A 25,581-nucleotide genomic window follows, 5' to 3' on the forward strand; every position below is an offset into this window, starting at 1 on the left:
ATTCCGGCACAGCTTCTGCATTGCCAATTTTACCCAAAGCCGATGCCGCGTAGTATCTCACGTCAGATTCAGAGTCCTTGAGGGCGGCGATTAATCCCCGCACAGCTTCTGCATTGCCAATTTTACCCAAAGCCGATGCCGCGTAGCCTCTCACGTCAGAATTAGAGTCCTTGAGGGCGGCGATTAATTCCGGCACAGCTTCTGCATTGCCAATATTACCCAAAACCGATGCCGCGTAGCCTCTCACGTCAGATTCAGAGTCCTTGAGGGCGGCGATTAATTCCGGCACAGCTTCTGCATTGCCAATTTTACCCAAAGCCGATGCCGCGCAGCCTCTCACGTCAGATTCAGAGTCCTTGAGGGCGGCGATTAATTCCGGCACAGCTTCTGCATTGCCAATTTTACCCAAAGCCGATGCCGCGTAGTATCTCACGTCAGAATTAGAGTCCTTGAGGGCGGCGATTAATTTCTGAGACATCTGCGGATTGACTTTTCCCAATGCCACTACAACCAATTCAATAAAAATAACGTTGGGGTAACGTCGCCACAACTTGTAAATTTTCTTGATTATCTCGGCAATTAATTCTGGATTTTGGCTGATTCCACCAGAAGCCTCTCTATTCTGCTGAACTTCAACAATACATCTCCCCGCTAATAATAACAGCGTCTGAAAAATATCATCCTTTTCTTTAAACAACGCTTCTATCAACAGCATGGGACTATTTATTAAACTTGCCAATAAAGTCAAAGTTTCATGAGAATCATATTCCCAAAATAGTTTTTTTGCTAAAGCAATACCATCACTCTGATTATTTGCGATGGCTTGATTGAGATAATATGCTGTGAAATATTCCTGAAAAGTGCGATGTAAAAATAAATATTGCTCTCCCTCTCGTGAAAGCTTTTGAATAATTCCATCTGCTTCCGAAAGTTCTTTAATTAATTCCTCAATAGTCTTCTTTTGGAAATCGCGGATTTCTTGCTTGTTTAAAGATTTTTCAATTCCATTATGCAATTCATCACGAGAAAAAACTTCTTTGCCTTCGCTGCTAAAGTTATATGCCAGTTCAGCCAATAATTTCTTTTTAGCAATCACATTTTCGGAGGATAATCGATTATTATCATTCCTCCATTGATTCAACATATAATCTACAGCTTTTTCATAAACCTGGGCGCGACGTGCGGGAAGCGTCAGCCCTTTGGTTTGATATAAGCTACACAGCAAAGATAAAAGTAGAGGATTTTGCGCTAAACCAGCAATTTGTGGTTTATTTTGTATTTCAACAATCAGCCCTTCTGCGGAAACAGAATCATCCTCAATATAACCAGCCGCATTTTTAAACCAAATTTGAATATATGCTTCTGTTTGCTTTTGACTAAAAGGAACAATTTCAACTTCCTTAGCACTATCTACAAAAGCACCACTATAACCGACAATTCTGGAAGTGCAAATAATTGGACAGTTATAAGTTCTCAGAAAACGGTTGAGCCTTTCTTTTAAACGAAGGCGATATTGTTGTGGAACTTCATCCAAAGCGTCTAAAAGTAAAAGACATTTACCATTCTTTAATTTATCTTCTAATAAATATTTGATAGATTTTGCTGTTATTGGATAATCTCTCTCAATAATTCGAGGAATAGCATCGATAATTTCTTCTTTAGCTTCAGCCAAATCAGATAACCGCAAAAACAAGAGTTATCGGAAATTTAGAAAACGAGTATTAATTATGGCGAGGAGAAAACGCAATTCACGTAGTTTGGGCAAAGCTGAAGTACGTTTAGCAAGCATTAAATCTATTAGTCCAACTCTCGATGTCGGAGAAAGTTTAACAGTCAAAGATTATACTGAGAAAATTGAAAGCCTCCGAAAATCTCTAGAAGCATATAATACCACCCTCTCTACTATTGATGTCTTACTAACCCAGCTCATCGAAAATGAACAAGATTTAGCAGACTATTCTGAGAAAATTTTGCGTGGTATTGCTTATAAATATGGTAACAATAGCCATGAATATCAGATGGCTGGAGGTACTCGTAAAAGCGATCGCAAGCGTACTGTGCGTCAAAGCGTGGTTTTGTCCAAGTAATACCATTTTGGATTTTAGGTCGCACCTTTGGTGCACTGAAAGCGCAACGCCAGATTTTGGATTGAGAATTGCTGTCTGCGTCTAGGTTTGTCAATCCAATCTCGGCTTTGTCTGCAAAGCGATGGCGTACCCGCCCTTTCCGATGGCGATCGCAATTGGATTAATATTGTACCAAGTAAAAGTGCGATTGCATTCCAAATGCAAAGCTGAATTAACAGCTTGAGTTTGCGAGGTATAGGAGAGGTAGCAAACTCTAAGAGTAGGCGATCGCTAACGCACATAATTAAATCATCCCCTCTATTTCACTCACTATGGCGATCGCAACTCAACCCCAACTAACTTTAGAAGAGTTCCTGAAACTGCCAGAAACTGAGCCAGCATCAGATTTTATCAACGGAGAAATTATTCAAAAACCAATGCCCCAAGGTGAACATAGCCGACTACAGACTAAATTTTGTAATGTGATTAATAACGTAACTGAAAGTCAAAAAATTGCTTACGCTTTCTCAGAACTGCGTTGCACCTTTGGCGGTGCTTCTATCGTCCCTGATATGTGTGTGTTTCGCTGGGATAGAATTCTTAAAACTTCATCTAGCAGAATTGCTAACCGCTTTGATATTCATCCCGACTGGGCAATTGAGATTCTGTCCCCAGACCAAAGGTTAAAAAAAGTATTGAGTAAATTATTGCATTGTTCACGCAATGGTACTGAACTCGGCTGGTTAATCAACCCAGAAGACGAAAGTGTGCTGGGGATTTTTCCTGGACAGCGATTGGAATTATACGAAGGTGCTGATAAATTACCCATCCTGGAGGGTATCGAATTAGAACTGACTGTAGAACAAGTTTTTGGCTGGTTGAGTTTGACGTAAAAAAGCGATCGCATTTCCTAGAGAAAGTTGGAAAGGATTGTATCTGTAGGTTTATTGTAGAAACTGGACGGTACAGCGCAAATTCGTATGTACCATAAAAATTTGTATGCCGTGTTTTTATGGAAAATCAACTAGGATTTGTTCTGAAACTGCTTTTACTCTCGGCTTTGTTATCGGTATTAATTAAGTATGCAGGGCCAAGTCTATCAATTCTGCCGACAGCAACCAATGCGCTGATTATAATATTTTTGCCGATTGTGATTATGGCGATCGCGCTACTGTGGCGATTCCAAGCACAGAAACAAAATTAACTCAAACCATTTACGCACAAGTTACTAAAATCAGCTAACCTAGCTGAATTACAACAAAATTGCATCTCGCCAACCGTTGGAAGTCAGCCTGTGAAACTCGGTCAATGGATCGGCTTAATCGCCATAGTTCTTTCTTTATACATCCTGTGGCAAATTCGGGAAGTACTTTTGCTCGTGTTTGCCGCAGTTGTGTTAGCCACCACCTTAAATCGGTTAGCGAAACGCTTCCAACGCTCAGGTATGAAGCGTGGATTCGCTGTCCTTCTCTCAGTCGCTATCTTTTTTGCCGGAATCGTGGGTTTTTTCTGGCTAATTGTGCCACCTTTTGCCCAGCAGTTTCAAGAACTAACCTATCGGGTTCCCCAAGGTTTTGGACGCTTTAATAGTTGGCTTGACGGTCTGAGAACCCGCATTCCTACTGAATTGATTCCTTACATCCCAGATTTAAACAGTCTGATCCAACAAGCACAGCCCATTGCCAATCGGGTATTAGGAAACTCCTTCGCCTTTGTGTCTGGCTCCTTGGAAATTGTCCTCAAGGTTTTACTAGTGCTAGTTTTAACCGGAATGACATTAGCCAATCCTGTGGCTTATCGCAAAGTCTTTGTGCGGCTTTTCCCCTCATTTTATCGGCGACGAGTCGAAGGGATTTTAGATCAATGCGAAGTCTCCTTGGGGGGATGGGTAATAGGCGCTCTCATTGCTATGGGTGTAGTCGGGTTGATGAGTGTAATTGGCTTATCTATTTTGGGTGTAAAAGCAGCACTTGCTTTAGGGGTTTTGGCAGGATTTTTGAACTTAATTCCCAACCTCGGCCCAACGCTGAGTGTAATACCAGCAATGGCGATCGCTCTGTTGGATGAACCCTGGAAAGCAGTTGCTGTCTTGATTCTCTACTTTTTTATTCAACAGATTGAGAGTAATTTCATCACGCCGATTGTCATGGCGCATCAAGTCTCATTGCTACCAGCTGTAACCTTAATTTCCCAGTTATTTTTCGTGACTTTCTTTGGCTTTTTAGGATTATTTCTAGCACTACCTTTAACTGTCGTCGCTAAAATTTGGGTGCAAGAGGTGTTAATTAAAGATGTTTTGGATCAATGGGGAAATAACCATAGAAAAGAGACTGAGTTTGTGATGGTTTCTGAATCTCCTGAAGTAGATGACTATTGGACAGCAGAAAGTCCTGATATTAAAAAGGAGCGACCGATTGATCATGATATCTTGCAAAAAGAAGATTAGTTATATAGCAATCCGATTTGATTTGTGAGAATTGCAACCCTTAGATCCCCGACTTCTTAGAGAAGTCGGGGATCTTGTTTCTGCGCGTTTGATATCATGTCCGGTAAATTACTTGTGATTCCTACCTCACCTCTCAACAGCAGTCCCTCCCCTAGTGGCTACCGTGTAGATATAAGTCGGAAAACTTTACATATTGGCTTGGATCTCGTAGGGAGCATTATGGACATTAGTCCTAACGCATCGAAAATCTGTGATGGTGCAGTACTTTCAGGAATAACACTAATATAGCGATCGCTTTCCTACTCTTGGGGTAAACCGAAAATCTGGGATAGTGCCGTACCCTCAGGAATAATACACCCTAAAAAATTAGGTTTTTAGGACTTGTGTATACACCGTAGTATTTTTTGTGTTTCTTAGTCTAAGGTTGCTTTGAGACAATCGGTTCAGCTGCAATATCATCTAAATGGATCTGATCTAACAAATGCCGCCACTCTGCTTGCAGTGCTGCATCTTTAGGATTTTTCTGACGCAGTTGAGCCAGTATCGTCACTGCGTCGTACCATATCCCGTTTTCAGCATAAATAGCATACTGCTTTAGAAGTTCTGGTGTTTGTAGCTTTTTGACAACGGTTGGATTTAGTTCGACTCGGACAATCACCCCTTCGACGAAAGTCGGGGGGGAAATCGTTTGCTTGTTACAGTTAATGGTGAAAAACCAGCGATATTGTTTGTTTAGTGCCAAAGCAGGAGCAGTGGAAGGTAGAGAAATGCGGATGACTCCTGGTTTATCTGGTAGAGCGATCGGTGGGCGGGAAATCTCGTTAGAGTCCTGATCTTGCAGCACAAATTCAACTTCATAGGGCGAATCTTTGGTATACGGCACATAGAAAAACCAACTTGGGCGTTCTAGGGTTGTCTGTCCCCAGACATTGATCACTGAGTTAGCTGACTCAGTAAAGGGCACTAAAGCAGTCAGCTTAGGTTTAGTAAGTGGACATATCGGTTCCCCACGCTTCGCTCCACCACGAACCCGACCTCCAGGAGGGGGGCCAGGTGGAAGTGGAGGTAGATTAAAGCTTGTGGCTTGAGCAAGAGTCGTTTTAGCATTACGATCGCTAAGTGAAGAACTAAGAGTTGGTTTTGCAAGGACTGGAGTCAGGCTAACTAGTAAACTAGTGCAGCTAAAAGCTACTACTACAAACAGTTTTATCGGTTGTGAATTTGACTTCATAAAAACCTTCCCTTAAATATGTAAATCTTCTAGATTTAGCTGCTGATTCTCCAAAAATTTAATCAAAAAACCTTTCCTTATTCCCTATTTCTGGCTCATCGCCCAATGTTTTATTTTTGCATTATAAATTGACATCAAGCCAAGCGTGGCTACCAACGATAAAGCTGACGGTACAAACGGCACCCAAGCACCCAAAATTAACAGACTAAAGCAAACTATATACAGAACACTAGAGGCAATACTGGCTCCCAATGCCAACCAAAAAAACGAAAGCTTTCGGCAAGCCAGGATTCCCCCTAAGAAAGACCAGCCCCAAATCCAGCCCACCTCAGCCCACAGTGACCAAACCCGCAGCAACGGCCGCCCATCCTGGACAGCACTGAGGATCTGGCTGATCATATGGGCTTGTACTAACACTCCTGACATTTGCTCATAAAAAGGAGCGCCATAAGGTGTAGCCCAGGTGTCTGGAGAATCCCCCTTTGCTGTCACACCAATCAAAATAATCCTGTTTTTGATAGCACTGGCGTCAATCTGACTAGATAAAAATTTGGTTAGGTTTACCTGTTGGGCTATCTCCTTTGAAGAACGGTAGTTAAGTAAGATTTGACCGCCATTAGCATCAATATTTTGATAGCCGCCAGCGTGAGATTTCAGATTTGGAAAAATAGTTTTACCCACCTGCAAATTCCCTTCAGGGGTGAACTTTGTTTGAATTCCTAAAGGTCGCAAATAAAGATCGGCTAGTTTGAAACTGAAGGCATACTCAGCAGGACACAACGATGTCGCCTCCGGGTTCATGAACAGGAGATGCCGACGTATAACTCCATCATGATCATGAATAAAGTCACTGAATCCCAGATTTGTTTTGGGGATTTCTGGTGGCGGCTTAGTGCCTGCAATATTTACTGTGCCATCGCTCCCCTTACATACGCCAATCAAGTTCTGAGTTTTTTGCAGACGAGTAATTAAATCTTTGTCCTTGGCTTTGAAATCACGGTAGATATCCAAGCCGATCGCTCTGGGTTGGTACTGATTCAGTTTTGCCAGGAGTTTATTGAGTGATTTTTCGGAAATGGAAGCTCCAATCAAGGACTCGCCATTTTGTCGTTGAATTTCCAGATCATTATCATCAATTGTGATTACCAGCAGGCGCGAATCTCGTCCTTCCGCAGGGCGCGATCGCATCATCTGGTCAAAGGCTTGCATCTCTGGACTTTCCACCAATCCTAACCATCTCACCCCACAAACCAAGGCTGTAATCGCCAAACTCGATAACAAAGTTATCGTAAATCTGCGTTTGTGAGAGTAAGCTAAATTCGGTATATCTTCAGTTTTTGTAGACCTTAATTCATCCCAAGTAGGTGGTGTCTGGGCTGGATTTTGGCAAATCATTGGTAGCCAAGTCGCACAGGGAAATCGATCCTCAAGTCCTTGCAATCGTTCCCGCCCTTGGCGTACCGCTTGATATAAAGACTTCCCATTGGCAAAGCCTTCGAGAAAATACTGTAAAAACTCCTTAGCAACCTGGTCTGGAACCGGTTCGCGCATGACGATCATTTGAGGAATTTGCAAATCAGCTAATTCTCGCGCCAATCCCAATCCATCACAGGAGTTGAATATAGCTAGTTGCAAACCGTTTTCAATGGCTTTCCTAAGAGCGTACTTTAACTCGCCAATGGTAAGGCTATCAGTTTTATTCAGGTAAATTCGTCCACTTTCTCCATTTTTGTTACTGGAACTGTGCCCAGCAAAGAAGAGAATATCCCAGTTTTTTCCCCAGAGATGGTCAGTCAATTCCTTACGTTGTGGTTCTACCAGAAAGCTGACCTTTGCATTAGCACACTGTTGCAGTAAAGCTAGATCAGCCTGGGTGTCAATCCCCTGACTATTGCCCACAATTGCTAAAATGTTGACTAATTTATTTGGAGCGCGTGGCTTGTGAATGCGATCGTAGGATGGTGAAGAAAGGGCGATTTCAGCCTTGGGGTAGCGTTCTAACAAATCCCACAGATGCCAGGGTAATAGTTGCAATTGGCTATTTTCTGTTTGCAGAATCACCCGCACTTCTTCCGTGGACGACAATCTTTCTAACCATTTTTCCCTCAAAGGGCGAAACTCCTCTGCTCGCAGCCAGGTATTAAAACGTGCCCGCAAAATATGGGAAGTGTTTTCGCAGTCTTGAATCATCGATACATTCGTCACCTGCATTTGGTCAGCATGGAGGCGATAACGATTGCCTATCTGCCGATAACTAGACTGCCAATGACTGTAATAGAGCGGCATTTCAGGGAATGAAGGTAGCCTCCCCGTGATTTCTGTTGCAGCACGCTCGTGTTCTTCACCAATTTGGAGAGTAACAGCAAACCCCTGCTCAAAACTACCCTCTCCGAATTTCAGAACCACTAACTTACCCATGACTGTCACTAATCTCCCTGTGCAAAATCATGCCCTGTTCTAATGTCTCATAACAAGCTCCACAAGCTTTTACAGAATTTTTGAAAAATCCCTAAAAGCTGGCTTGAATTTTTCACTTTTAATTTTTAATTAACCAATTACCACTTAATAAATTACCAACAAACAGGGAAAATAGCTATATGTTTCAAATCCGAAAATATTCGGTAATGCTAATATCATTGATAGCTACCCTAACGCTAAATTGCTCTGTAGGTTCACCGCGAAACTGCAACTGAATATAATTGTCTAATTTTCTCGATTGAGCATTTAGAAATACTGCTCCCGAACTATCTAGAACGGTGAGATGAACTCCTGGGGGCAAGTAGATTTGATTCCCAGTGGCGTGCAATTGGAGACGAATACTGGTTTGTTGATCTTCTTCTAGGCTGATTTCCACAATTAACATGACGGGTTGGTTGAGAATTTGGATACCCAAATCAATCAGTTTTGCCCGTTTAGTAATTGATTCTGGTTCGTTAAGGGTATTTAGTTCCAAAGTTTCAGTACTGCGAAAGGCATAACCTGGTCTGAGTTCCGGCACGTTCCACAGGGATTCAATAGTCTGCCAACCTGTCTCAAACATACCAGCAAACCACTGACTTAAATTGACCAGTGAACTAACTGGGGATTGGCGCAGTTGACTCAGGTGGTCGATAAACGCTTCCAATGGTTGCAGTTGTTCTAAAGGCAGTGTTTCAGTTGCGACACTAGGCATAAAACCAAGCAGCCTCGCTTCTTGGAGCGATTCATCAAATTGAACTACTAAATAACCTACCCGTTCTTCCCAGGTTTCTGGAGGAATGGAACATATCTGCTGGTGTTCCTGTACAGGACGACACTCTAGACGACCAACTGAGGGCACCTCTAAGTCAGCTATATTCCCACAGAGGCGCATGATGGAATTCCAGCTGTCACTAGCTTGGAGGTCAGTAGGAATATCCATCATTTCCAAGTAGTCATTCACCACCCACACAGCCAGCGTATTTAGCCGAACTTGTTCTGCTTTTTCAGGATTTGGCTGCTGGTTAGCAAATTGCTGGGCAGTTATGTGAGCTGATTGGGAAATCGGCAATGTTAAAGCGAAATCGTCTAGCTCATAGGTGGGGTTATTCATAAGTCAATCCCTAGCGATCAATGCTGCTATATACATATCACCCGCATTCACTAAATTTATGCCACAAAATAGAGAATGATTATTAGAAAATTGGGGATTGAGAGGTTTGAGGTTCTGAGGTGGATGAACGGAGTTCTTAAAGAGATGAATGAGTCTCTAATTTTCTTTGTTCCCAGTCCCCAATCCCCAAATCACAACCAATTGCCAATTAACACATAGGCAGACCAAAAGCTAGGTGCCTTGTAGTTAGGATGTTGCAGCAGTTGTAACTGGGCAAGGTGGACAGCTTTGGCTTTGGTGATTTTGCCACTGTTGAGTTTTTGATAGAAGGCACTAACAAACATTGCTGTCGATTCATCATCAATCTGCCACAGCGAGGCTATGGTACTGCGTGCCCCAGCTCGGACAGCTGCTCCTGCAAGACCCAGTGTTGCACGCTTGTCTCCTGTTGCTGTTTGGCAAGCACTCAAAACTAATAGTTCTACTATGGTTTTACCCTGATTGCTGAAGAGAGTATCAAAATCCTTGACATTGATCTCACCATCAAAATCCAAAATAAAAGTGTCTTCAAGGCGGGAACTAAACTGGCCGTGAGTTGCTAAATGCACTATGTTGAATGGAGCAGCACCAATCTTACTCTCTAAATTCTTTTTCTTAAAATCTTTATCTAGTAAGCTAGTTGTCGAGATTCCTGCTTTGCTAATTCCGTCGAATTCAGATTCGATCGCAAGCAACGGTGCAAAGTTGGAAAAACCTGGTGGCGGCTTAGTCAGTCCTGCGGTTAGCGCTCTTAGTTGCTGTTTTACCAGTGGTTTAGGGCTGAGGAGTTGCAGACCCACGCTCAGAGCAATTGCATATTTCTCTACCAAGTATTTCTTGCCATCGTAGAGAGCTGCCATTGGTAAATTGCGTAACGGACCATCTAAGACGAACACTAGGGTATCTACCCGACTTTTTTGCAATTCTGACTCAATCGGTTTGAGTAGCCAGTTATAAACTTGGTGCGAGTGGGTTTGGACGGCTTTGGTAGCGGTGGGATCTACAAGATTTTTTTGCAGTTCTAGTAAGAGTTTCTCTACTTCTGTTCGGGAAATCTGAGTAGTGTAGCTTTGCAAGGGTTGTTTGGGAATTTTGACAATTACCTGGAGTTCTTTTTGAAGAATAATCGGATAGAGGATGGCAGCCGTAGCATTTTCTTTTTCTACCACTTGATCGAGGGCTACTCTCTGACCTTGCAGGCAAGCTTCCTGGAAGAAGTTGTCCAATTCTGCTAGTTGGAGTGCTTCAATCCGCTCTCGTGCTTTCTCCAATATTTTTTCATCTGATTTTTCTTTTTGGGATTTCAGCAGTAACTCTACTGACTCTCGGTAGACGGGTTCTACGCTGTCCCGGAAGGTGAATTGCACATCCTGATTCACTACATTACTGACTATTAAATCTCTGCGGAGAGACTGAAGGGTTTCCACAGCAAGATCATATGCCCTAATCGCACCATTAATATCTTTTTGTGCCCGAAGCAATCTACCTAACTGCCACTCCAAGGTATAGATAATTTCTGGTGCATTGCTGCTCTGTGCCAAAGCTAATCCTTGCAGGGTCAGGTCTTGCGCTTTTGACCACTGTCCGGTTTCTTCGTACAAACCGCCTAAACTTTTCAGAGCATAGGCTTCTGCTTGCTTGTCCCCTAAACTGCGGGATTGCTGGATGGCTCTGGCAAGTAATACTACTGAGTCTTTTGTGCTGAATCCAGAGTAGTAATTCTGGCTAGATGTTGGTAACACACCACTCTTGATTTTTAAGATACTTTGTGAATAGTTAATTTTAGCGTAAATACTAGCACGGCTGAGGGGGAGTTGATCGAGTTGAGACTCAATCAATGGTGAGAGAGTGTGAACCTCTGCCCATCGTTGATCTTCAATGAGTAGGCTCAGTTGATTGAGTTGCGCTTGGACTTTTGTCAGGGATGAAGGAGATGCTGTGACTGTTCGTTGATAATAGGCGATCGCTTGTATATTGTCTTGTTTTTTACGGGCATGATTCCCCAGACTGAACAGACTTGCCGCAATATCAGTGCTTGATTGCAGATGTTGAGCAATTATCAGACTTTCTTCTAGCGCCTGGTATGAATCTTTCAAATTTCCCACTACCAAAAGGGCATCACCGAGCGATCGCAAACTCACTGTCTTTTCTCTAGAGTCTGGTTGAGATTTTAACGTCTGACTTATCTCTTCGAGTGTTTTCACAGCCCGAGGGTAAAGTCCTTGGCTTCGCAACGCCTGTGCTTGATTGATTAGCGATCGCACCACACCGCTTTGATCATCTGCTTGCCTGTAAATTTTTTCCGTCCGCCGCCAAGTTTCTAAAGCCTCCTCGACCTGTCCCATTGTTAGTTGGAGACGACCTTGAATATCCAGTGATTGGGCAAATATTTTTTGCAGATTTTGGTTTTCATCCAGTCCTTTGAGCAAATTTAAGCTTTCTGTAATTGCCTGCTGTGCCTGAATCCATGCACCCAGTTGCTGGTAAGCTAGGGAAAGATTACTTAGTGTTACTGCCAGGCTGAGGCTGTCCCCTTGCTGCTTAGATGCTTGGACAGCCTGTTGTAACACTTCTACCGCCTTAGTAAAGTTTCCAACATTGTATAAAATTTGACCCTGCTTTAATAGTGAGGCGGGGTCAGCGGCCACAGCCAGCGACATAAGACTATTAATTGGTAGTTGGGATGAGGAATTAATTGAGCCAGGAACTTTTGCCAGTACGGGTGAACTAAGGATGCATAGCAAAGCTATTAGGAAGTACAAAGGCAAACGTAAAAAGTGAGCTAGCGTGGTCTTCTCCCAACACCCTGGCTGCTTTTGCCTTTTAATTTTTACAGAATTCGCGCCAAAAATCGTAGTTGGTTTAGTCACAAGCATGACAAAAGATAAGTGATAACCAAGAACGCACAGGATTAACTGTAGGTGTTTGGGCTACCAGGGTAATGTTACCATTCACATCCATTACTTATCTCTGAGCCTTCCACAATCTTATTTTTCGTGGGTTGGATGAGGTTTTACTGGCTAAAATCTCTACTTACCCGGAGCCGTTCGATTTAATTTGGCGGTGGCTTTTTCCACTACAGCCCAGACACCAAAACCGTGCTGTTGCCAGTGTGTAATAAAAAATTTTAACATTTCCTGTGTTACTTTTTTGACCTGATCTTTTGGTATCGGCCCTCTGGGTGAATACCTCATAACTGCTGGGTTGCTCAAAATGGGAGCAAGTTCATCCAGGTCTTGAGGAGTATATGGTCTTAGTAGCAGTCTTGCAGTTTCTATCTCAGGCATGATATCAGAGCAGGAGGCCAAACACTACTTTAAACAAGCGTATTTTTTTTTTGCAAACATTAATATAATGCTCTTACTATGAGCATCTACCAATCTCTGAAAAAATCTTATACACAACATCGCCGCAGTGAAAATGACTGGCGGTTGTTTTTGCGTTTAGTGCCTTATGCCCGTCGTAGTGGAGGACTGTTAACGCTGTCGATGTGCCTACTCATACCGATCGCGCTAGCTAATGCCATACAACCACTGTTGATTGGCCAAACTATCTCCCTAATTCGCAATGAACCAAGCACTTACGAATTTCTCAGGAATCGCCCCTTGTCGCAAGGGCTAAATATCCTAGAGGGATTATTGGTAATTTCGATCGCAATCCGATTGATTGTGACAGGCTACCAGGGTTATCTAGTCCAGAAGTTAGGGCAACAAATCACCCTAGCAATTCGCCAAGACTTATTCCAGCATGTGACATCTTTAGCAGTACGCTTTTTTGACCGCACGCCCGTAGGTAAATTAATCACCAGAATTACCAGCGATGTGGAAGTGTTAGGCGATGTCTTTTCTACTGGGGCAATTGGCATTGTGTCCAATTTGTTTTCTATGCTGGTGATTTTGGGTTTAATGTTTTCCATCCAATGGCAACTCACTTGCTTGCTGCTATTGATGTTGTTACCAGTTACGTGGTTAATTGTTTACATTCAGCAACAGTACCGCAAAGCCAATTACAAAGGACGGGAAGAACTTTCTACCCTGAACTCACAGCTACAAGAAAATGTCCTCGGTATTAACGTGGTGCAGTTGTTCCGCAGGGAAAAATTCAATGCCGAATTGTTTCGCGCCACGAACAGTCAATACACTCAGCAAATGGATCAAACCATCTTTTATGATTCATTTATTTCAGCAACCTTGGAATGGATTGGTCTGATTGCGATCGCAGCTGTTTTGTTGGTAGGTGGTTGGTTACTATTGGGAAAAAGCTTGACTTTTGGAACTTTATCTGCGTTTATATTGTATGCCCAGCGATTATTTGACCCTTTAAGGGATTTTGCGGAAAAATTTACGGTAATTCAAGCTGGTTTCACTGCCATTGAACGCGTAGGCGATATATTAGATGAACCGATAGAAATCCGCGATCGCGCCAATGTGCGCTTCTCAATATTTGATGCTAAATTCGGCTATATAGACGAGATAGTTGCAAATCAAGAATCCCCAGACCTGACTTCCCCGCCTGATCTGGGAGAAATTCGCTTTGATCACGTCTGGTTTGCTTACAAAAATGATGATTACGTAATTAAAGATTTAGATTTCACCATTCATCCTGGTGAAAAAGTGGCATTAGTTGGCCCCACAGGTGCGGGTAAAACATCAATCATCCGTCTTTTGTGCCGCCTCTACGAACCCACCCAAGGACGCATTCTCATCGACGGTATCGATATTCGGGAGGTACCACAGGCAGAATTGCGGCGCTACATGGCGGTAATTTTCCAAGAAGGCTTTTTGTTTGCTGGCGATGTTAAAAGCAACATTTCTTTAGGAGATGGCTATACTGTTGAACAGATTCAACAAGCAGCAGAGCAAACCAATGTTGCCCAGTTTATAGAAGAACTACCCCAAGGGTATGATACTCAACTTCGAGAACGGGGTACAAATATTTCTAGTGGTCAAAAGCAACTTTTAGCCTTTGCGCGGGCTGCCATTCGCAATCCCCAAATTTTGGTACTAGATGAAGCTACTGCTAGTTTAGATGTTGGCACAGAAGCTTTAGTTCAAGAAGCATTAAACGAGCTTTTGCTCAGACGTACTGCGATTATTATCGCTCACCGCCTGTCTACGATTCGCAATGTAGACCGGATTTTTGTTCTGAAGCGTGGCGAATTAATCGAGCAGGGAAGTCATGATCAACTACTGCAACAGGGAGGACTTTACGCTACTTTACATAACTTGCAGATGTTGGGAACTTAGATTGGGAAAGGTCGTATCATCGGGGTTGGTATTTGTTTGCGTTAGCGCGATCGCAATCTGCACTCAATCAACCAGAAGCAGCACTGGTGTTCGATATACAACACTACTGGCACTTTCAGCAAACCTGTAGACGTGCTGAAATCATCTATCTCCAGTGTGCGATCGCAAGTTGGCAACTATCCATTTAGCAACCATGCTGCGACGTTCTTGCTTAATTTATTTTACCTAAATCATTGTAAGTTTTAATCTCTCAATTAACTAGACAAGCTAAAGGGCAAAATCCCCTTGTTAAAAGTAGGTAAACTTATGCCACAGTGTACTAGATACCCATGTGACCTACGACTTTTGGCGCATCCACCCGCAGACTCATCTGCTCACAACGCACAGTTAACCAAGGCTGACCTAAACCTATTCCAGAAAAAGGACTTTCGGCGGGGATTTCTAACTTAGAACTAATCAAACCCAATATAGACTCAAATGCAGCAGGGAATATCAGCAAATCAGCACCCTTGGTGCTGAAAGTAGAGGCACTTAACCATTGTCGCCATGCCAAGTTCTGCCGATTATAGTTAAGACTACACAGCTTCCGGTTTTCCTGATGCACAGTAATACGCTCTCCTTGTTCCCAGGTAAACTCAGCTGGTTCCTTCGGTAGTCCCCAAATTTCTCGACCACCAGCCACTGAATCAGCATTATCTACATAAATGTGAGAAATCCAAGCGCCGATTTTGCTCTGGTAATTAACCAAAGCGGGGGCAATAATTAACTCACTGTACTCCAGTACCGAGCCTGACTGATAATTAGATAAATACACGCTAGCGAGAGTTTTACCAGGCCATACAGAAAGAATTTTTAGCTCTAAAGGAATCAAGGGGCGCACTCGGTCAATATTTACCAAATGCAGAGTTTGGATCGCGTAGCCTTGAAGTGTCCAAGGTGCTTGTGGATATGGCATAGAACGATTTTAGATTTTAAATTTTGGATTTTGGATTGAGAAAGTAAAAAGTAAAAATTTTTACTTTTGCTTTTTATCTTTTAACTTTTGCTCTACTTATCACCCATAGTACTTACGTAGATTATACGATTTATTGGCGTTCTTTTCTGACCAGAGGCGTTTACGTAGTGTCTTCAAGAGTTGGCGGTTCGAGAAATTAATTAAGAGCGATTTTTGTGTAAGTTCTAACCTATTATCTCTTAGCAAATCGGCATATAAAAAAATCCCCACCCAGGCATTTGCATGGGTGGGAAATATGAGGTGGGACAAAATAATCTTCCCAAAAGAGGTGGGGGAATTATTTGCTCTCTGTAAAATCAGCGTCAATCACATCGTCGCCACTACCAGAGCTAGATGTGGAACTGGAACCGCTATCTTGAGGTTCAGTACCTGGTGTAGCACCGCCACCAGCTTGTTGATAGATATTGCTACCAACAGCGAATAGGGCTTGTTGCAATTCTGGGGTGAGCTTCTTGATTTGCTCATCGTCTTCTTTAGCAACTGCTTCCCGCAGTTCTTTCACCAAACCTTCAACTTTGGTCTTGTCAGCAGGGGGAACTTTATCGCCCAATTCTTGTAGCTGCTTCTCAGCTTGGTATGCTAAGGAGTCGGCTTGGTTCTTGCGTTCAATCTTTTCACGCCGTTCTTTGTCAGATGAAGCGTTTTGTTCAGCTTCTCTCACCATCCGGTCAACGTCATTTTTATCCAGGGTGGAAGCACCAGTTATACTGATGGACTGTTCTTTAGCAGTACCCTTGTCCTTAGCGGTGACGTTAAGGATACCGTTGGCATCAATGTCGAACACTACTTCAATTTGAGGAACACCGCGTGGTGCAGCAGGAATACCATCGAGGCGGAAGGTTCCCAAGCTCTTGTTATCGTTAGAGAATTCGCGTTCACCTTGGAGGACGTGAATTTCTACGTTGGTTTGACCATCCACTGCGGTGGAGAAGACTTCCGATTTTTTGGTGGGAATTGTCGTGTTGCGGGGGATAATTTTGGTCATCACGCCGCCTAAGGTTTCTACACCCAAAGATAACGGTGTCACATCTAACAGCAAGATGCCAGTTACATCACCAGCCAGTACCCCGGCTTGAATGGCTGCACCAACTGCTACGACTTCATCAGGGTTGACGCTTTGGTTGGGGTCTTTACCCAATACCTGCTTCACAATCTGTTGGACTGCGGGAATGCGGGTAGAACCACCAACTAACACCACTTCATCAATATCGCCTTTGTTTAACTTGGCATCCCGGAGGGCGTTTTCCACAGGAATACGGCAACGGTCGATTAAGTCAGAGCAAAGTTCTTCAAACTGGGCGCGAGTCAGGGTTGTATCCAGGTGCTTGGGTCCATCCTGGGTAGCGGTGATAAATGGCAGGTTCATTTCTGCTTGGCTGACGCTAGAAAGCTCAATTTTGGCTTTTTCTGCGGCTTCCGTCAGACGCTGTAAGGCTTGTTTGTCTTTCCGCAGCTCAATGCCTTCGGCTTTCTTGAACTTCTCAGCTAAGAAGTCAACTATTTTTTTATCGAAGTCGTCACCACCGAGGTGGGTATCACCAGATGTGGCTAGTACTTCAAAAACTCCATCTCCTACTTCCAGCACAGATACGTCGAAGGTACCACCACCAAGGTCAAATACGAGAATGGTTTCGTTACTCTTCTTGTCAAATCCATATGCCAGAGAAGCAGCGGTAGGCTCGTTGATAATCCGCAGAACTTCAATACCTGCAATTTTACCAGCGTCTTTCGTCGCTTGCCGTTGGGAGTCGTTAAAGTATGCCGGAACGGTGATTACAGCTTGGGTTACGGTTTCGCCCAGGTATTTACTGGCATCTTCAACTAGTTTGCGAAGAACTTTTGCAGAAATTTCTTCCGGAGCAAACGGTTTACCAACTATAGGACAATCTAATTTAACATTGCCGTTGCTGCTGAGGACTTTGTAAGAAACTTCTGTAGCTTCGTTACTAACTTCGTCGTAGCGGCGTCCGATAAAGCGTTTGACTGAGTAAAACGTATTTTCGGGGTTCATCACCGCTTGGCGTTTGGCGATTTGACCAACCAAGTTGTCACCATTTTTCGCAAATGCGACCACTGATGGCGTTGTCCGAAAACCTTCAGCATTAGCAATTACTGTGGGTTTACCACCTTCCATCACTGCCACGCAGGAGTTCGTTGTTCCTAAGTCAATTCCAACTACTTTTGCCATTTTTAGGTGCTGGCTCCGTATAACTACAAATGAATGAATGAGAATATAAAGGACTAAATTTTGAACCAACAGGGTCAATAAATCAGCCAGTTCAGCATGAAGACCTTTGGTTTGGCTTTCCTGGGGTTAAAACTCCAGACTATGCTGATATATATACTGAAGCTTAGTGGTAGCCAGTCCATGAAGGGTGGTTTCCCGAACCTTGCTTAGGACGGTTAAACTAACTAAATAGTTTTTTTAGTTGGTTCATGGATTGATTTCCTTTTCTTTGTCTAATGTATGAGAATTAATACTTTCAGTAATTAGGGTGAACCGTAACGGCAGAGTGGTGTTTGCCGTCTTTAGAGGTAATAAATTACAAAAGCACTGAGGATAGAACGAGATTAAAAGGGGCGTAGGCGTAGCCCGTTGCAGGCATCGCTTCCGTAATTACGTATAATCGGCAATATTTGTGGATTGGGCACTTGTACTGAGCGACTTGTACCGAGCGAACGCAAGAGCGTCTCGTAGAGAAGTCGAGGTAAGCCGTAAAGCCTGCGGCATAGCTACGCTTAGGGCGCAGCCTCTCCAAGAGTTGTATAAGGCATTGGATAAAATATTACTCAGCACTGGCTCAACCATAGCTATCCGCTAACAGCACTCACTCAAGCCTAGAGAAAAGAGTTTCCCAATCAATCACAGGTGGTCTTTGTCCTTGGTTGACGAGTTCAAAGATTTTCCTAGCACTACTTGGCTGAAAAAGGCATTCCACACAAGCGCTGGCTACGTCAATCCGGCTGGCATCACCCGAAAGTGTATCCCCTGTACCTACTACCACACCGTATTTACCCCCTGTTTTTGCCTTCAGGAGGGTATTGAGGTCGTATGAGGTATAGGGCCCGTCAATGAGGCGTCCTGCGCGGATAACAGTGTAGGGTAATCCAGAATTAATAATGGACTCCTCGCCCTTTTGTTTGGCATCCAAGACGCCAAAAGCATTAAGAATACTAAAAGGAAACTTATCTTTACGGAGAATTCCACAAGAAGAGACGAAAACGAATCGCTTCAAATTCCGGGGTGCTGCTGCCACTAGGTTGCTTACACCTTGGGCATCGACCTTTGCCGGACTATTCTTTGCCTTTGCCTGACTAGATTGGGGGTTAAGAAAAATTGTTCCCCATTCAAGCAAGTTCGGGGATTGGTCAAAGTCCCATTTCGTAGAGGGAAAGGCAGTGGTTCCAGTACAATTTATGATGTGGGTGACATCTGGCATGGCGGCTGGCAGTGTAGCTGGCTGGCGGATGTCACCAACGGCAATTTCCACTCTTTGGTTAAACATCTCTTCAGCTTTTGCAGCATTGCGTGTCAAGACGCGAACTTTCAAACCCTTTTCTAGCAGCTTGCCTACCACCAGTTGCCCCACTCCACCAGTGGCACCAGCAACTAGTACCAAATCTTCAACTGAAGTTTCAAAAGAAGTCATAAAGTGCCTTAGAGATAGTCTATTGCTAATTTACTAAAAAATGCGATGTCTACGACGGGCACAGCTGCGGCACATCGCAAAAATAGACCCAGATTAAAAATTTTGCTAATGGCTGTTAATTCTGTAGCTTACAGGCTGACAACTGGGAATTTTAGAATCAGGGCAAACTCCCTAAAACTAAATCAGCACAGTAGCCAGCACTTGAGGTTTCGAGCAAGCAATGAAAATTAGCCAAAAATTAATTTCGGGTATTTTAGGAATGGCTACTCTCTCAGGAACTATTGGTGCAATTAGTGCCAATCAGCAATTGAATATAGCTAAGTATCTTGCTGAACAAGAGGCTGAAGAAGTTGCTGGACTACTGGGATATTTCGTAAGTCATGAGCTTGAGTCACAGAAGATGCGATCGCCAGATCAGATGCTAGCCCAGTTGCAAGAGTATGTTCAAGCACTACACAAGCAACGTCAGCATGATCTGGAGATTGTAGACCGCAATAAAATCATTCTGGCAGATGTAGTTCCGGAAGACATTGGTACGCAATTAAATCGCGATTTAAATAATGAAGTTGGTAAAACTATTTACGATGGTATACCAAGAACCTATGTTGAGACCAGTTCTGAATACCCAAAGGGGATTCAATTGATTGCTGTTGCTTTTAAGACTAGCAACGGTGAAACTATTGGTGCAGTAATTTTGGAATATACACCACTTTACAAAGCAGCGCTAGCAACAGCCCATAAAAATATTGTTGTCACGTCAGTGATTAGTTTGGGATGTGGCATACTGGCATTATCAGCAGGCTATTTAATCTCTAGAAGCATCTCCAACCCGATTAAACAACTCCAGCAAGCTGTGGTGAATCTGGCTGAAGGTAAGCTGGACACCAGAGTTAGTATTTGCTCCCAGGATGAAATTGGCGAGTTAGCTACTTCGTTCAACAAAATGGCGGACGATCTGCAACATTCCAGAGATGAGTTGGTCAATGCTAACGAACAATTGCGAGACGAAATTACCGAGCGCCATCAGGCAGAAGCAGAACTTCAGCAAGCTCTAAAAGACCTGCAAAAAACCCAAATCCAATTAATTCAATCGGAAAAAATGTCGAGTCTGGGTCAACTAGTGGCGGGAGTTGCCCATGAAATCAACAATCCGGTTAATTTTATCTACGGCAACCTCCAACACGCTGATGATTACACTCAACAGCTGCTGCAATTAATTAAGCTTTATCAAAATTATTATCCCTACCCAGAGCCAGAAATTAAAAATGCTAACGAAGAAGCAGATATTGAGTACCTAACAGAAGATTTACCTAAAATATTAACCTCAATGAAGATGGGGGCTAGACGCATTCGGGAAATTGTCTTCAGTCTACGAATTTTCTCTCGTTTGGATGAAGCTGAATTTAAAACAGCTGATCTCCATGAAGGAATCGACAGTACACTGTTAATTTTGCAACACCGAATCAAAGCACAAAATAATCGCCCTCAAATTCAAGTAGTCAAAGAATATGGTGAAATTCCTCAAATCCAGTGTTTTGCAGGGCAAATGAATCAGGTATTTATGAACCTCTTGGCAAATGCAATCGATGCTTTAGAAGAGGGTTTCCACAAAGAACTTTGTCCAAATCCCTTGATTCGTATTTCTTCTGAACAGGTAAATGAAAATGCCGTGATTCGGATTGCTGATAATGGAGCAGGAATTCCAGAAGAAATCCAGTCGCGTTTATTTGACCCTTTTTTCACCACGAAACCAATTGGTAAGGGGACTGGTATGGGATTATCGATCAGCTACCAGATAATTACTGAAAAGCATGGTGGATCTTTGGAGTGCATTTCATCACCGGGACAGGGTGCAGAGTTTGTAATTGCAATCCCGATTCGAGTCGGGAAATTAGCACAATTATCAATCAGCGATCGCCATGATCGGGTAACAAGGTAAGCGCGAGTGTTTTTCAGCCTATAAATAACTACGTAGGCGTAGCCCGTCGTAGACATCGCACTTAGAGGGGAAATTGCGCTCGAATTGTTCGGTTCTACCACTGTCATCAGTACACAAATAGCTATAACCTCTTAAGTAGTAGTGAAATGTCTACCTAGACGCTGTTAGTCACTCTTGAATTAAGGGGTGAAAGCCTGTGTACAAATGGATATTGCCAAGCCTGAGCGAAATCTTGGCTGAAAATCAATCAAGTGTAGCTGAATGTTCACCTGCTAAAGCAGAGCGGCAGTGGCGTGTCAGCCTCGCAGCGACAGAACATTTGCTATCAAATACTTTAGTAGGTGGTTCAAGAAACCTAACCCAAGGATTAGTTTTAGCTGCACCAGCGCCCTTATTTAGTCAGCCAAAACTGACTCAAAGTTTACAGACTGTAACTTTTACGGCAAAACCATTTAACCCCTTGGCGCTGATGCCATTTCAGATGCCAGATGCGATGCCTACAACGGACTACGCCAACGCATCTGTGAATGAAGAAATTGCTCCCCATGAATCAGTACTTCCCTTATTACCTGCCGATCCGCTGGGGGCAGAACAGTTTTGCTTAGTTTTCACAGATAAATTTAGATTAGTGCTAGTTTTAGCGACACACAAAAACGGTAAAAAAACCTTTTCATTTTCTTTTGAGCCAGAAGTAGTGCAGCAGGCTTGGCGATCGCTAGGAGCAAGGGTAATGCTGGCTAATCCAGAATTTTTTGCCCGCTTGGATGCATTAGTCCAACAGTATTCCCCGGTAGCACCAGATTGCCGCGTCGTGCTTGAGTTTAGCCAATTGTTGCTTCAGGAATTAACAGAAGTAGAAGAGACTAGGGACTCTTTACTAGGGACTGGGGAAGAAGCTTTTGAGCAGGGGAGCAGAGTTTTCCCCAATACAACTCTTGGAGAGGCTGCGCCAACGGCAACTCTTAGAGACGCTACGCGAACGCTCAGTACAAGTGCCCAATCCCCAAATCCTGATGTGGAATTGCTCCAAGCCTTCGCTCACGAAGTCCGCACACCTTTAACAACTATTCGCACCATGACTCGCCTGCTGTTGAAGCGGCGAGACTTAGATGCCAGCGTGATCAATCGTTTAAAAATTATCGATCACGAGTGTACTGAGCAAATTGACCGCATGGAGTTGCTGTTTAAGGCAGCAGAACTGGAAACTACTGCCTCAGTAAAATCTTCAAAAACTCAACTCACGCCGATGTCTTTAGATCAGGTGTTGCAACAGAGCATTCCCCGTTGGGAACAAGCAGCGCATCGGCGGAACTTAACTTTAAATGTTATTTTACCCCAGCAATTACCAACAGTGGTAAGCAATCCCACGATGCTGGATCAGGTACTCAGTGGGTTGATAGAGAATTTCACTCGCAGCTTACCTGCTGGTAGCCATATTCAAGTACAAGTTATTCCGGCTGGAGATCAACTGAAGTTACAATTATCGCCCCAATTCAGGTGCAAAGATTCCAATAAAGCTGCCACACCTGGAACGCCACCAATTCGCAAAGCACTTGGTCAATTACTGATGTTCCAACCAGAAACGGGTACGATTAGTTTGAATATCGCCGCAACCAAGCATTTGTTTCAGGCGATCGGTGGCAAACTGATTGTACGCCAGCGTCCACACTATGGGGAAGTTTTGACGATTTTCCTGCCTTTAGAAGTTAGCAATAAGCACAAGTCAGGAACTAAAAGCTAGGAGCCTAAGAGTAGGCCTTCCCAGTCGGAGACTTCTTTTCGAGACAACAAGACAATCTCTAAAAGTTAGTTCTAGACTGGTTTTAACGAATGCCATGCCCCTACCAATGTATTTGTATGATTATTAAAGTGAAATGGTGTAACCCGTCGAACTCACGTTAATTTATGCGAACATACTAGACCCGTCGAACTCACGTTAAATTAAACAGTAATTAAATTTCTCTGACTTGCCATCTGTAAAAATGGATGTAAATTCTCGCTAAGAGCCAAGCATACATTATTTGCAAAAATCAAAAGGAAAATATGGCAAGTTTTGAAGTAATTGAACGAAAAAGTTTACGTTTAGTCAAGGCAACTTTGCAAAACGAAACAGTCAGGACTGAATCTGGTGCTATGTACTATATACGTGGTAACATTCAGATGCAATCTAAAGCCCCTTCAGCAGGCGGGTTTTTAAAATCCCTAGCCACGGGAGAAAACATTTTCCGTCCTACATATACAGGTACAGGTGAATTATATTTAGAGCCTTCTTTATCGGGATATCACATCCTAGAATTAGACGGTAGTGAATGGATTTTAGATAGTGGCGCTTATTGGGCTAGTGATGGCACCGTAGAAGTCGGAATTGAACGAAACAAATTTTTATCAGGCTTAGTTGGTGGCGAGGGCTTGTTTCAAACAAAAGTCAAAGGCAGGGGTACAGTGGTGATGGCAGCACAAGGCCCTGTAGAAGTAATAAATTTACGAAATGACCGCTTAGTCGTCGATGGAAATTTTGCGATTGCTCGCACAAATACCTTAATTTATCGCGTTGAAAAAGCTACTAAATCTCTCTTAGGTTCAATGACTTCTGGTGAGTTTTTCGTCAATAGTTTTGAGGGAACTGGTACTGTATTGCTAGCTCCTGTACCTTATTGGCAAGTCATGATGCTGCGCCAAATTTCTGCCGCGCTACCAAAAACTTCTAGCTAAGAATCATCAGTAAACTTGGGGAAAACAAGGAATTAAAAATTAATTATTCACAATTTAACTAATTAGATTTTTCTTAAAATTTTAATTCCTTTTATTAACTTTCTGAGCCAGACAGATTATGCAAAAGTTTGTGATGCTGTTTTCTGGTTAATTTTAAATAAAGATAAAATTAGATAGCACCACAAAGTTAACTTAGGGAATAATCATAACTGATCACTCATTTTCTATTGCGATCGCTCTTGGGGTATTGCCAACAGTTGGCAGTTGGACTGTAAATGTGGAACCTTCATATAATTTACTTTTTACAGAAATAGATCCGCCACAGCGCAGCAACAATTGCTGTACAATTGTTAACCCCAACCCAGCACCTCCATAATTTTCAGTTGCTGCTGTACGCACACGATAAAATCGGTCAAAGATTTTGGGAATTTCGTTTTCAGCAATACCGATACCTGTGTCGCGGAATTCTAATTGAACATAATCGCCTTGAATCCGGGCACGCACCCATACTTGACCCCCATTGGGAGTAAACTTAATGCTGTTGTGCAGCAGATTAATCACAATCTGCCTCAACCCACCACTCACACACCAAATAGATGGAAGTTCAGTGGGTACGGTGTAGGCTAGCATGATCCCTTTTTCTTGGGCTACAGGTTGGTAGGTACTGACTACTCCAGGTACAATTTCTGAGACCTGCACCGATTCTAAAGCCATCCCCTCTAAATTTCGTTCTATTTGCACCAGTTCCAATAAACCAGTAATTAGGGAATTTTGCTGATCGCACTGGGTATTTAACATCTGTAAATAACGTTGTCGCTGCGGGGGTTTGAGATTAGGGGAATTCAATAACGAAAGTGCTGTCTTCATATGCGTCAGGGGTGTACGCAGTTCGTGACATAGATTATTCAGATATTCATCTTGGAGTTGGTCTTTGTTGTGCAATTCTTGATTTAGCTGCTGCAACTTGGTAGTGCGGGCTGTGATGATTTGACGATTAATTTCATCTTGTCGCAGGAGTTGTTTTGTAAACAGTTGATTCATCAGTGCGGCTTGGGGCGCAGTTGGACAAATAAAATCAATAGCTACTGGGGATGATTCTGGCGTAATCGCTTGTTGGATACCATTTAATACTTGCTGAATTACTCTTCCCTCAACAGTAGTTATAATCAGCAACGGCTGGTTTTTATTAGTATTTAGCTTCCCCGATGTCTGATTTTTGCGTTTTTTAAGTGGTCGATGAGCCAAAATTAAACTGCAAAACTGGGGCGATAACACCATCAGAAAGCTTTCCCGTCGCAGTTGGCTATCTGGTGGTAGGTGAACGGGGACATCATAAGCGGATAAGGGAGTATTTTCTTCCCCTGTTCCCCCATTTCCCCCTTTCCCACTCTCCTCAATCTGGCAAGTATAAATGAAACTAGATGCACCTACGGAGGATTGATAACGCGCTAATTCTGATTGCCAAATTTTTTCTGGTGGTAGCTTCACCCATAAAGTAGCTGCAATTTGCTGCTCAATTAGTAAGTCAATTTGCGCTCTCACCAGTGATAGCAGAGTAGCAGGACTGAGGGACAATGGTTTTGGAGGCACTTGCACTCCCATAACCAGTTGATAAACAGACAGATCCTTAGCCAGAGAAACATTCATGAGTCAAGCACAACAAGGA

General features: G+C 43.2%; 20 protein-coding genes. 9 read left to right on the forward strand and 11 right to left on the reverse strand.

From position 1 onward, the window contains the following. A partial coding sequence (locus tag V7K46_RS02400; RefSeq protein WP_335110690.1) for an NACHT domain-containing protein occupies window positions 1-1,672 on the reverse strand: 1,672 nt, incomplete at its 3' end. Between the two features lie 55 nt (window positions 1,673-1,727). Here V7K46_RS02400 and V7K46_RS02405 point away from each other — a divergent pair. Next, window positions 1,728-2,087, forward strand: a complete 360-nt coding sequence (locus V7K46_RS02405; RefSeq protein WP_335110692.1) for a hypothetical protein — start codon at window positions 1,728-1,730, stop codon at window positions 2,085-2,087. 14 nt (window positions 2,088-2,101) lie between these two features. Here the strand turns inward: V7K46_RS02405 and V7K46_RS02410 are convergent, their stop codons facing one another. Continuing rightward, window positions 2,102-2,368 carry a hypothetical protein gene (locus V7K46_RS02410; RefSeq protein WP_335110694.1) on the reverse strand — a complete coding sequence of 89 codons (267 nt, stop codon included), beginning with the start codon at window positions 2,366-2,368 and terminating at the stop codon, window positions 2,102-2,104. A 30-nt stretch (window positions 2,369-2,398) separates the two neighbouring features. Here V7K46_RS02410 and V7K46_RS02415 point away from each other — a divergent pair, with 30 nt between their 5' ends. The 3 genes from V7K46_RS02415 (at window position 2,399) to V7K46_RS02425 (ending at window position 4,512) form a co-directional block, all read left to right on the forward strand. Then, window positions 2,399-2,959: a Uma2 family endonuclease gene (locus V7K46_RS02415; RefSeq protein ID WP_335110696.1), complete on the forward strand. Its 561-nt coding sequence runs from the start codon at window positions 2,399-2,401 to the stop codon at window positions 2,957-2,959. Between the two features lie 119 nt (window positions 2,960-3,078). Further along, the gene (locus V7K46_RS02420) at window positions 3,079-3,270 is read left to right on the forward strand and encodes a hypothetical protein (protein ID WP_335110698.1); all 192 of its coding nucleotides are present in this window, start codon (window positions 3,079-3,081) and stop codon (window positions 3,268-3,270) included. A 90-nt stretch (window positions 3,271-3,360) separates the two neighbouring features. Further along, window positions 3,361-4,512 (forward strand): AI-2E family transporter, encoded by a 1,152-nt coding sequence (locus V7K46_RS02425; protein WP_334975193.1) that lies wholly within the window; start codon window positions 3,361-3,363, stop codon window positions 4,510-4,512. Window positions 4,513-4,930: 418 nt separating this feature from the next. Here the strand turns inward: V7K46_RS02425 and V7K46_RS02430 are convergent, their stop codons facing one another. From V7K46_RS02430 to V7K46_RS02450, 5 genes are all read right to left on the reverse strand, one after another. Beyond that, complete coding sequence (locus tag V7K46_RS02430) at window positions 4,931-5,743, reverse strand: DUF928 domain-containing protein (RefSeq protein WP_335110700.1); 813 nt, start codon at window positions 5,741-5,743, stop codon at window positions 4,931-4,933. Between the two features lie 84 nt (window positions 5,744-5,827). Further along, on the reverse strand, window positions 5,828-8,161 hold the full coding sequence (locus V7K46_RS02435; RefSeq protein ID WP_335110702.1) for a CHASE2 domain-containing protein: 2,334 nt from the start codon (window positions 8,159-8,161) through the stop codon (window positions 5,828-5,830). A gap of 184 nt (window positions 8,162-8,345) precedes the next feature. Beyond that, window positions 8,346-9,314 (reverse strand): DUF1822 family protein, encoded by a 969-nt coding sequence (locus V7K46_RS02440; RefSeq protein WP_335110704.1) that lies wholly within the window; start codon window positions 9,312-9,314, stop codon window positions 8,346-8,348. A 191-nt stretch (window positions 9,315-9,505) separates the two neighbouring features. Continuing rightward, a complete protein-coding gene (locus V7K46_RS02445) occupies window positions 9,506-12,229 on the reverse strand; it encodes a CHAT domain-containing protein (protein WP_335110706.1) in 2,724 nt (907 codons plus the stop codon). Between the two features lie 153 nt (window positions 12,230-12,382). After that, window positions 12,383-12,640 carry a GNAT family N-acetyltransferase gene (locus V7K46_RS02450; RefSeq protein WP_335110708.1) on the reverse strand — a complete coding sequence of 86 codons (258 nt, stop codon included), beginning with the start codon at window positions 12,638-12,640 and terminating at the stop codon, window positions 12,383-12,385. Between the two features lie 78 nt (window positions 12,641-12,718). Between V7K46_RS02450 and V7K46_RS02455 the strand changes: the two genes are divergently transcribed. Next, window positions 12,719-14,599 carry an ABC transporter ATP-binding protein gene (locus V7K46_RS02455; RefSeq protein ID WP_335110710.1) on the forward strand — a complete coding sequence of 627 codons (1,881 nt, stop codon included), beginning with the start codon at window positions 12,719-12,721 and terminating at the stop codon, window positions 14,597-14,599. 32 nt (window positions 14,600-14,631) lie between these two features. Further along, window positions 14,632-14,787, forward strand: coding sequence for a hypothetical protein (locus tag V7K46_RS02460; RefSeq protein WP_335110712.1), 156 nt, complete (start codon window positions 14,632-14,634; stop codon window positions 14,785-14,787). A 131-nt stretch (window positions 14,788-14,918) separates the two neighbouring features. Here V7K46_RS02460 and V7K46_RS02465 read toward each other — a convergent pair whose 3' ends face one another. The 3 genes from V7K46_RS02465 to V7K46_RS02475 form a co-directional block, all read right to left on the reverse strand. Continuing rightward, on the reverse strand, window positions 14,919-15,554 hold the full coding sequence (locus tag V7K46_RS02465; protein ID WP_335110714.1) for an acetoacetate decarboxylase family protein: 636 nt from the start codon (window positions 15,552-15,554) through the stop codon (window positions 14,919-14,921). 337 nt (window positions 15,555-15,891) lie between these two features. After that, complete coding sequence (gene dnaK, locus V7K46_RS02470; protein ID WP_335110716.1) at window positions 15,892-17,802, reverse strand: molecular chaperone DnaK; 1,911 nt, start codon at window positions 17,800-17,802, stop codon at window positions 15,892-15,894. 640 nt (window positions 17,803-18,442) lie between these two features. After that, the gene (locus V7K46_RS02475; RefSeq protein ID WP_335110718.1) at window positions 18,443-19,264 is read right to left on the reverse strand and encodes an SDR family oxidoreductase; all 822 of its coding nucleotides are present in this window, start codon (window positions 19,262-19,264) and stop codon (window positions 18,443-18,445) included. Window positions 19,265-19,484: 220 nt separating this feature from the next. Between V7K46_RS02475 and V7K46_RS02480 the strand changes: the two genes are divergently transcribed. The 3 genes from V7K46_RS02480 (at window position 19,485) to V7K46_RS02490 (ending at window position 23,915) form a co-directional block, all read left to right on the forward strand. Continuing rightward, a complete protein-coding gene (locus V7K46_RS02480) occupies window positions 19,485-21,203 on the forward strand; it encodes an ATP-binding protein (protein ID WP_335110720.1) in 1,719 nt (572 codons plus the stop codon). A gap of 196 nt (window positions 21,204-21,399) precedes the next feature. Continuing rightward, on the forward strand, window positions 21,400-22,944 hold the full coding sequence (locus V7K46_RS02485) for a sensor histidine kinase (protein ID WP_335110722.1): 1,545 nt from the start codon (window positions 21,400-21,402) through the stop codon (window positions 22,942-22,944). Between the two features lie 302 nt (window positions 22,945-23,246). Next, a complete protein-coding gene (locus tag V7K46_RS02490) occupies window positions 23,247-23,915 on the forward strand; it encodes an AIM24 family protein (RefSeq protein ID WP_335110724.1) in 669 nt (222 codons plus the stop codon). Window positions 23,916-24,128: 213 nt separating this feature from the next. On the opposite strand, the gene V7K46_RS02495 is transcribed toward V7K46_RS02490, so the two are convergent. Then, window positions 24,129-25,562: a DICT sensory domain-containing protein gene (locus tag V7K46_RS02495; protein WP_335110726.1), complete on the reverse strand. Its 1,434-nt coding sequence runs from the start codon at window positions 25,560-25,562 to the stop codon at window positions 24,129-24,131. Between the last annotated feature and the right edge of the window lie 19 nt (window positions 25,563-25,581).

The organism is Nostoc sp. (assembly GCF_036917395.1).
Classification (GTDB): domain Bacteria; phylum Cyanobacteriota; class Cyanobacteriia; order Cyanobacteriales; family Nostocaceae; genus Nostoc.

What these genes read in the sequence shown, in the direction of transcription:
- V7K46_RS02475 (WP_335110718.1), bottom strand. Translation starts at nt 19,264, where the DNA reads ATGACTTCTTTTGAAACTTCAGTTGAAGATTTGGTACTAGTTGCTGGT.
- V7K46_RS02445 (WP_335110706.1), bottom strand. Translation starts at nt 12,229, where the DNA reads ATGCTTGTGACTAAACCAACTACGATTTTTGGCGCGAATTCTGTAAAA.
- V7K46_RS02435 (WP_335110702.1), bottom strand. Translation starts at nt 8,161, where the DNA reads ATGGGTAAGTTAGTGGTTCTGAAATTCGGAGAGGGTAGTTTTGAGCAG.
- V7K46_RS02450 (WP_335110708.1), bottom strand. Translation starts at nt 12,640, where the DNA reads ATGCCTGAGATAGAAACTGCAAGACTGCTACTAAGACCATATACTCCT.
- V7K46_RS02430 (WP_335110700.1), bottom strand. Translation starts at nt 5,743, where the DNA reads ATGAAGTCAAATTCACAACCGATAAAACTGTTTGTAGTAGTAGCTTTT.
- V7K46_RS02415 (WP_335110696.1), top strand. Translation starts at nt 2,399, where the DNA reads ATGGCGATCGCAACTCAACCCCAACTAACTTTAGAAGAGTTCCTGAAA.
- V7K46_RS02490 (WP_335110724.1), top strand. Translation starts at nt 23,247, where the DNA reads ATGGCAAGTTTTGAAGTAATTGAACGAAAAAGTTTACGTTTAGTCAAG.
- V7K46_RS02420 (WP_335110698.1), top strand. Translation starts at nt 3,079, where the DNA reads ATGGAAAATCAACTAGGATTTGTTCTGAAACTGCTTTTACTCTCGGCT.
- V7K46_RS02410 (WP_335110694.1), bottom strand. Translation starts at nt 2,368, where the DNA reads ATGTGCGTTAGCGATCGCCTACTCTTAGAGTTTGCTACCTCTCCTATA.
- V7K46_RS02455 (WP_335110710.1), top strand. Translation starts at nt 12,719, where the DNA reads ATGAGCATCTACCAATCTCTGAAAAAATCTTATACACAACATCGCCGC.
- V7K46_RS02495 (WP_335110726.1), bottom strand. Translation starts at nt 25,562, where the DNA reads ATGAATGTTTCTCTGGCTAAGGATCTGTCTGTTTATCAACTGGTTATG.
- V7K46_RS02405 (WP_335110692.1), top strand. Translation starts at nt 1,728, where the DNA reads ATGGCGAGGAGAAAACGCAATTCACGTAGTTTGGGCAAAGCTGAAGTA.
- dnaK (WP_335110716.1), bottom strand. Translation starts at nt 17,802, where the DNA reads ATGGCAAAAGTAGTTGGAATTGACTTAGGAACAACGAACTCCTGCGTG.
- V7K46_RS02480 (WP_335110720.1), top strand. Translation starts at nt 19,485, where the DNA reads ATGAAAATTAGCCAAAAATTAATTTCGGGTATTTTAGGAATGGCTACT.
- V7K46_RS02440 (WP_335110704.1), bottom strand. Translation starts at nt 9,314, where the DNA reads ATGAATAACCCCACCTATGAGCTAGACGATTTCGCTTTAACATTGCCG.
- V7K46_RS02465 (WP_335110714.1), bottom strand. Translation starts at nt 15,554, where the DNA reads ATGCCATATCCACAAGCACCTTGGACACTTCAAGGCTACGCGATCCAA.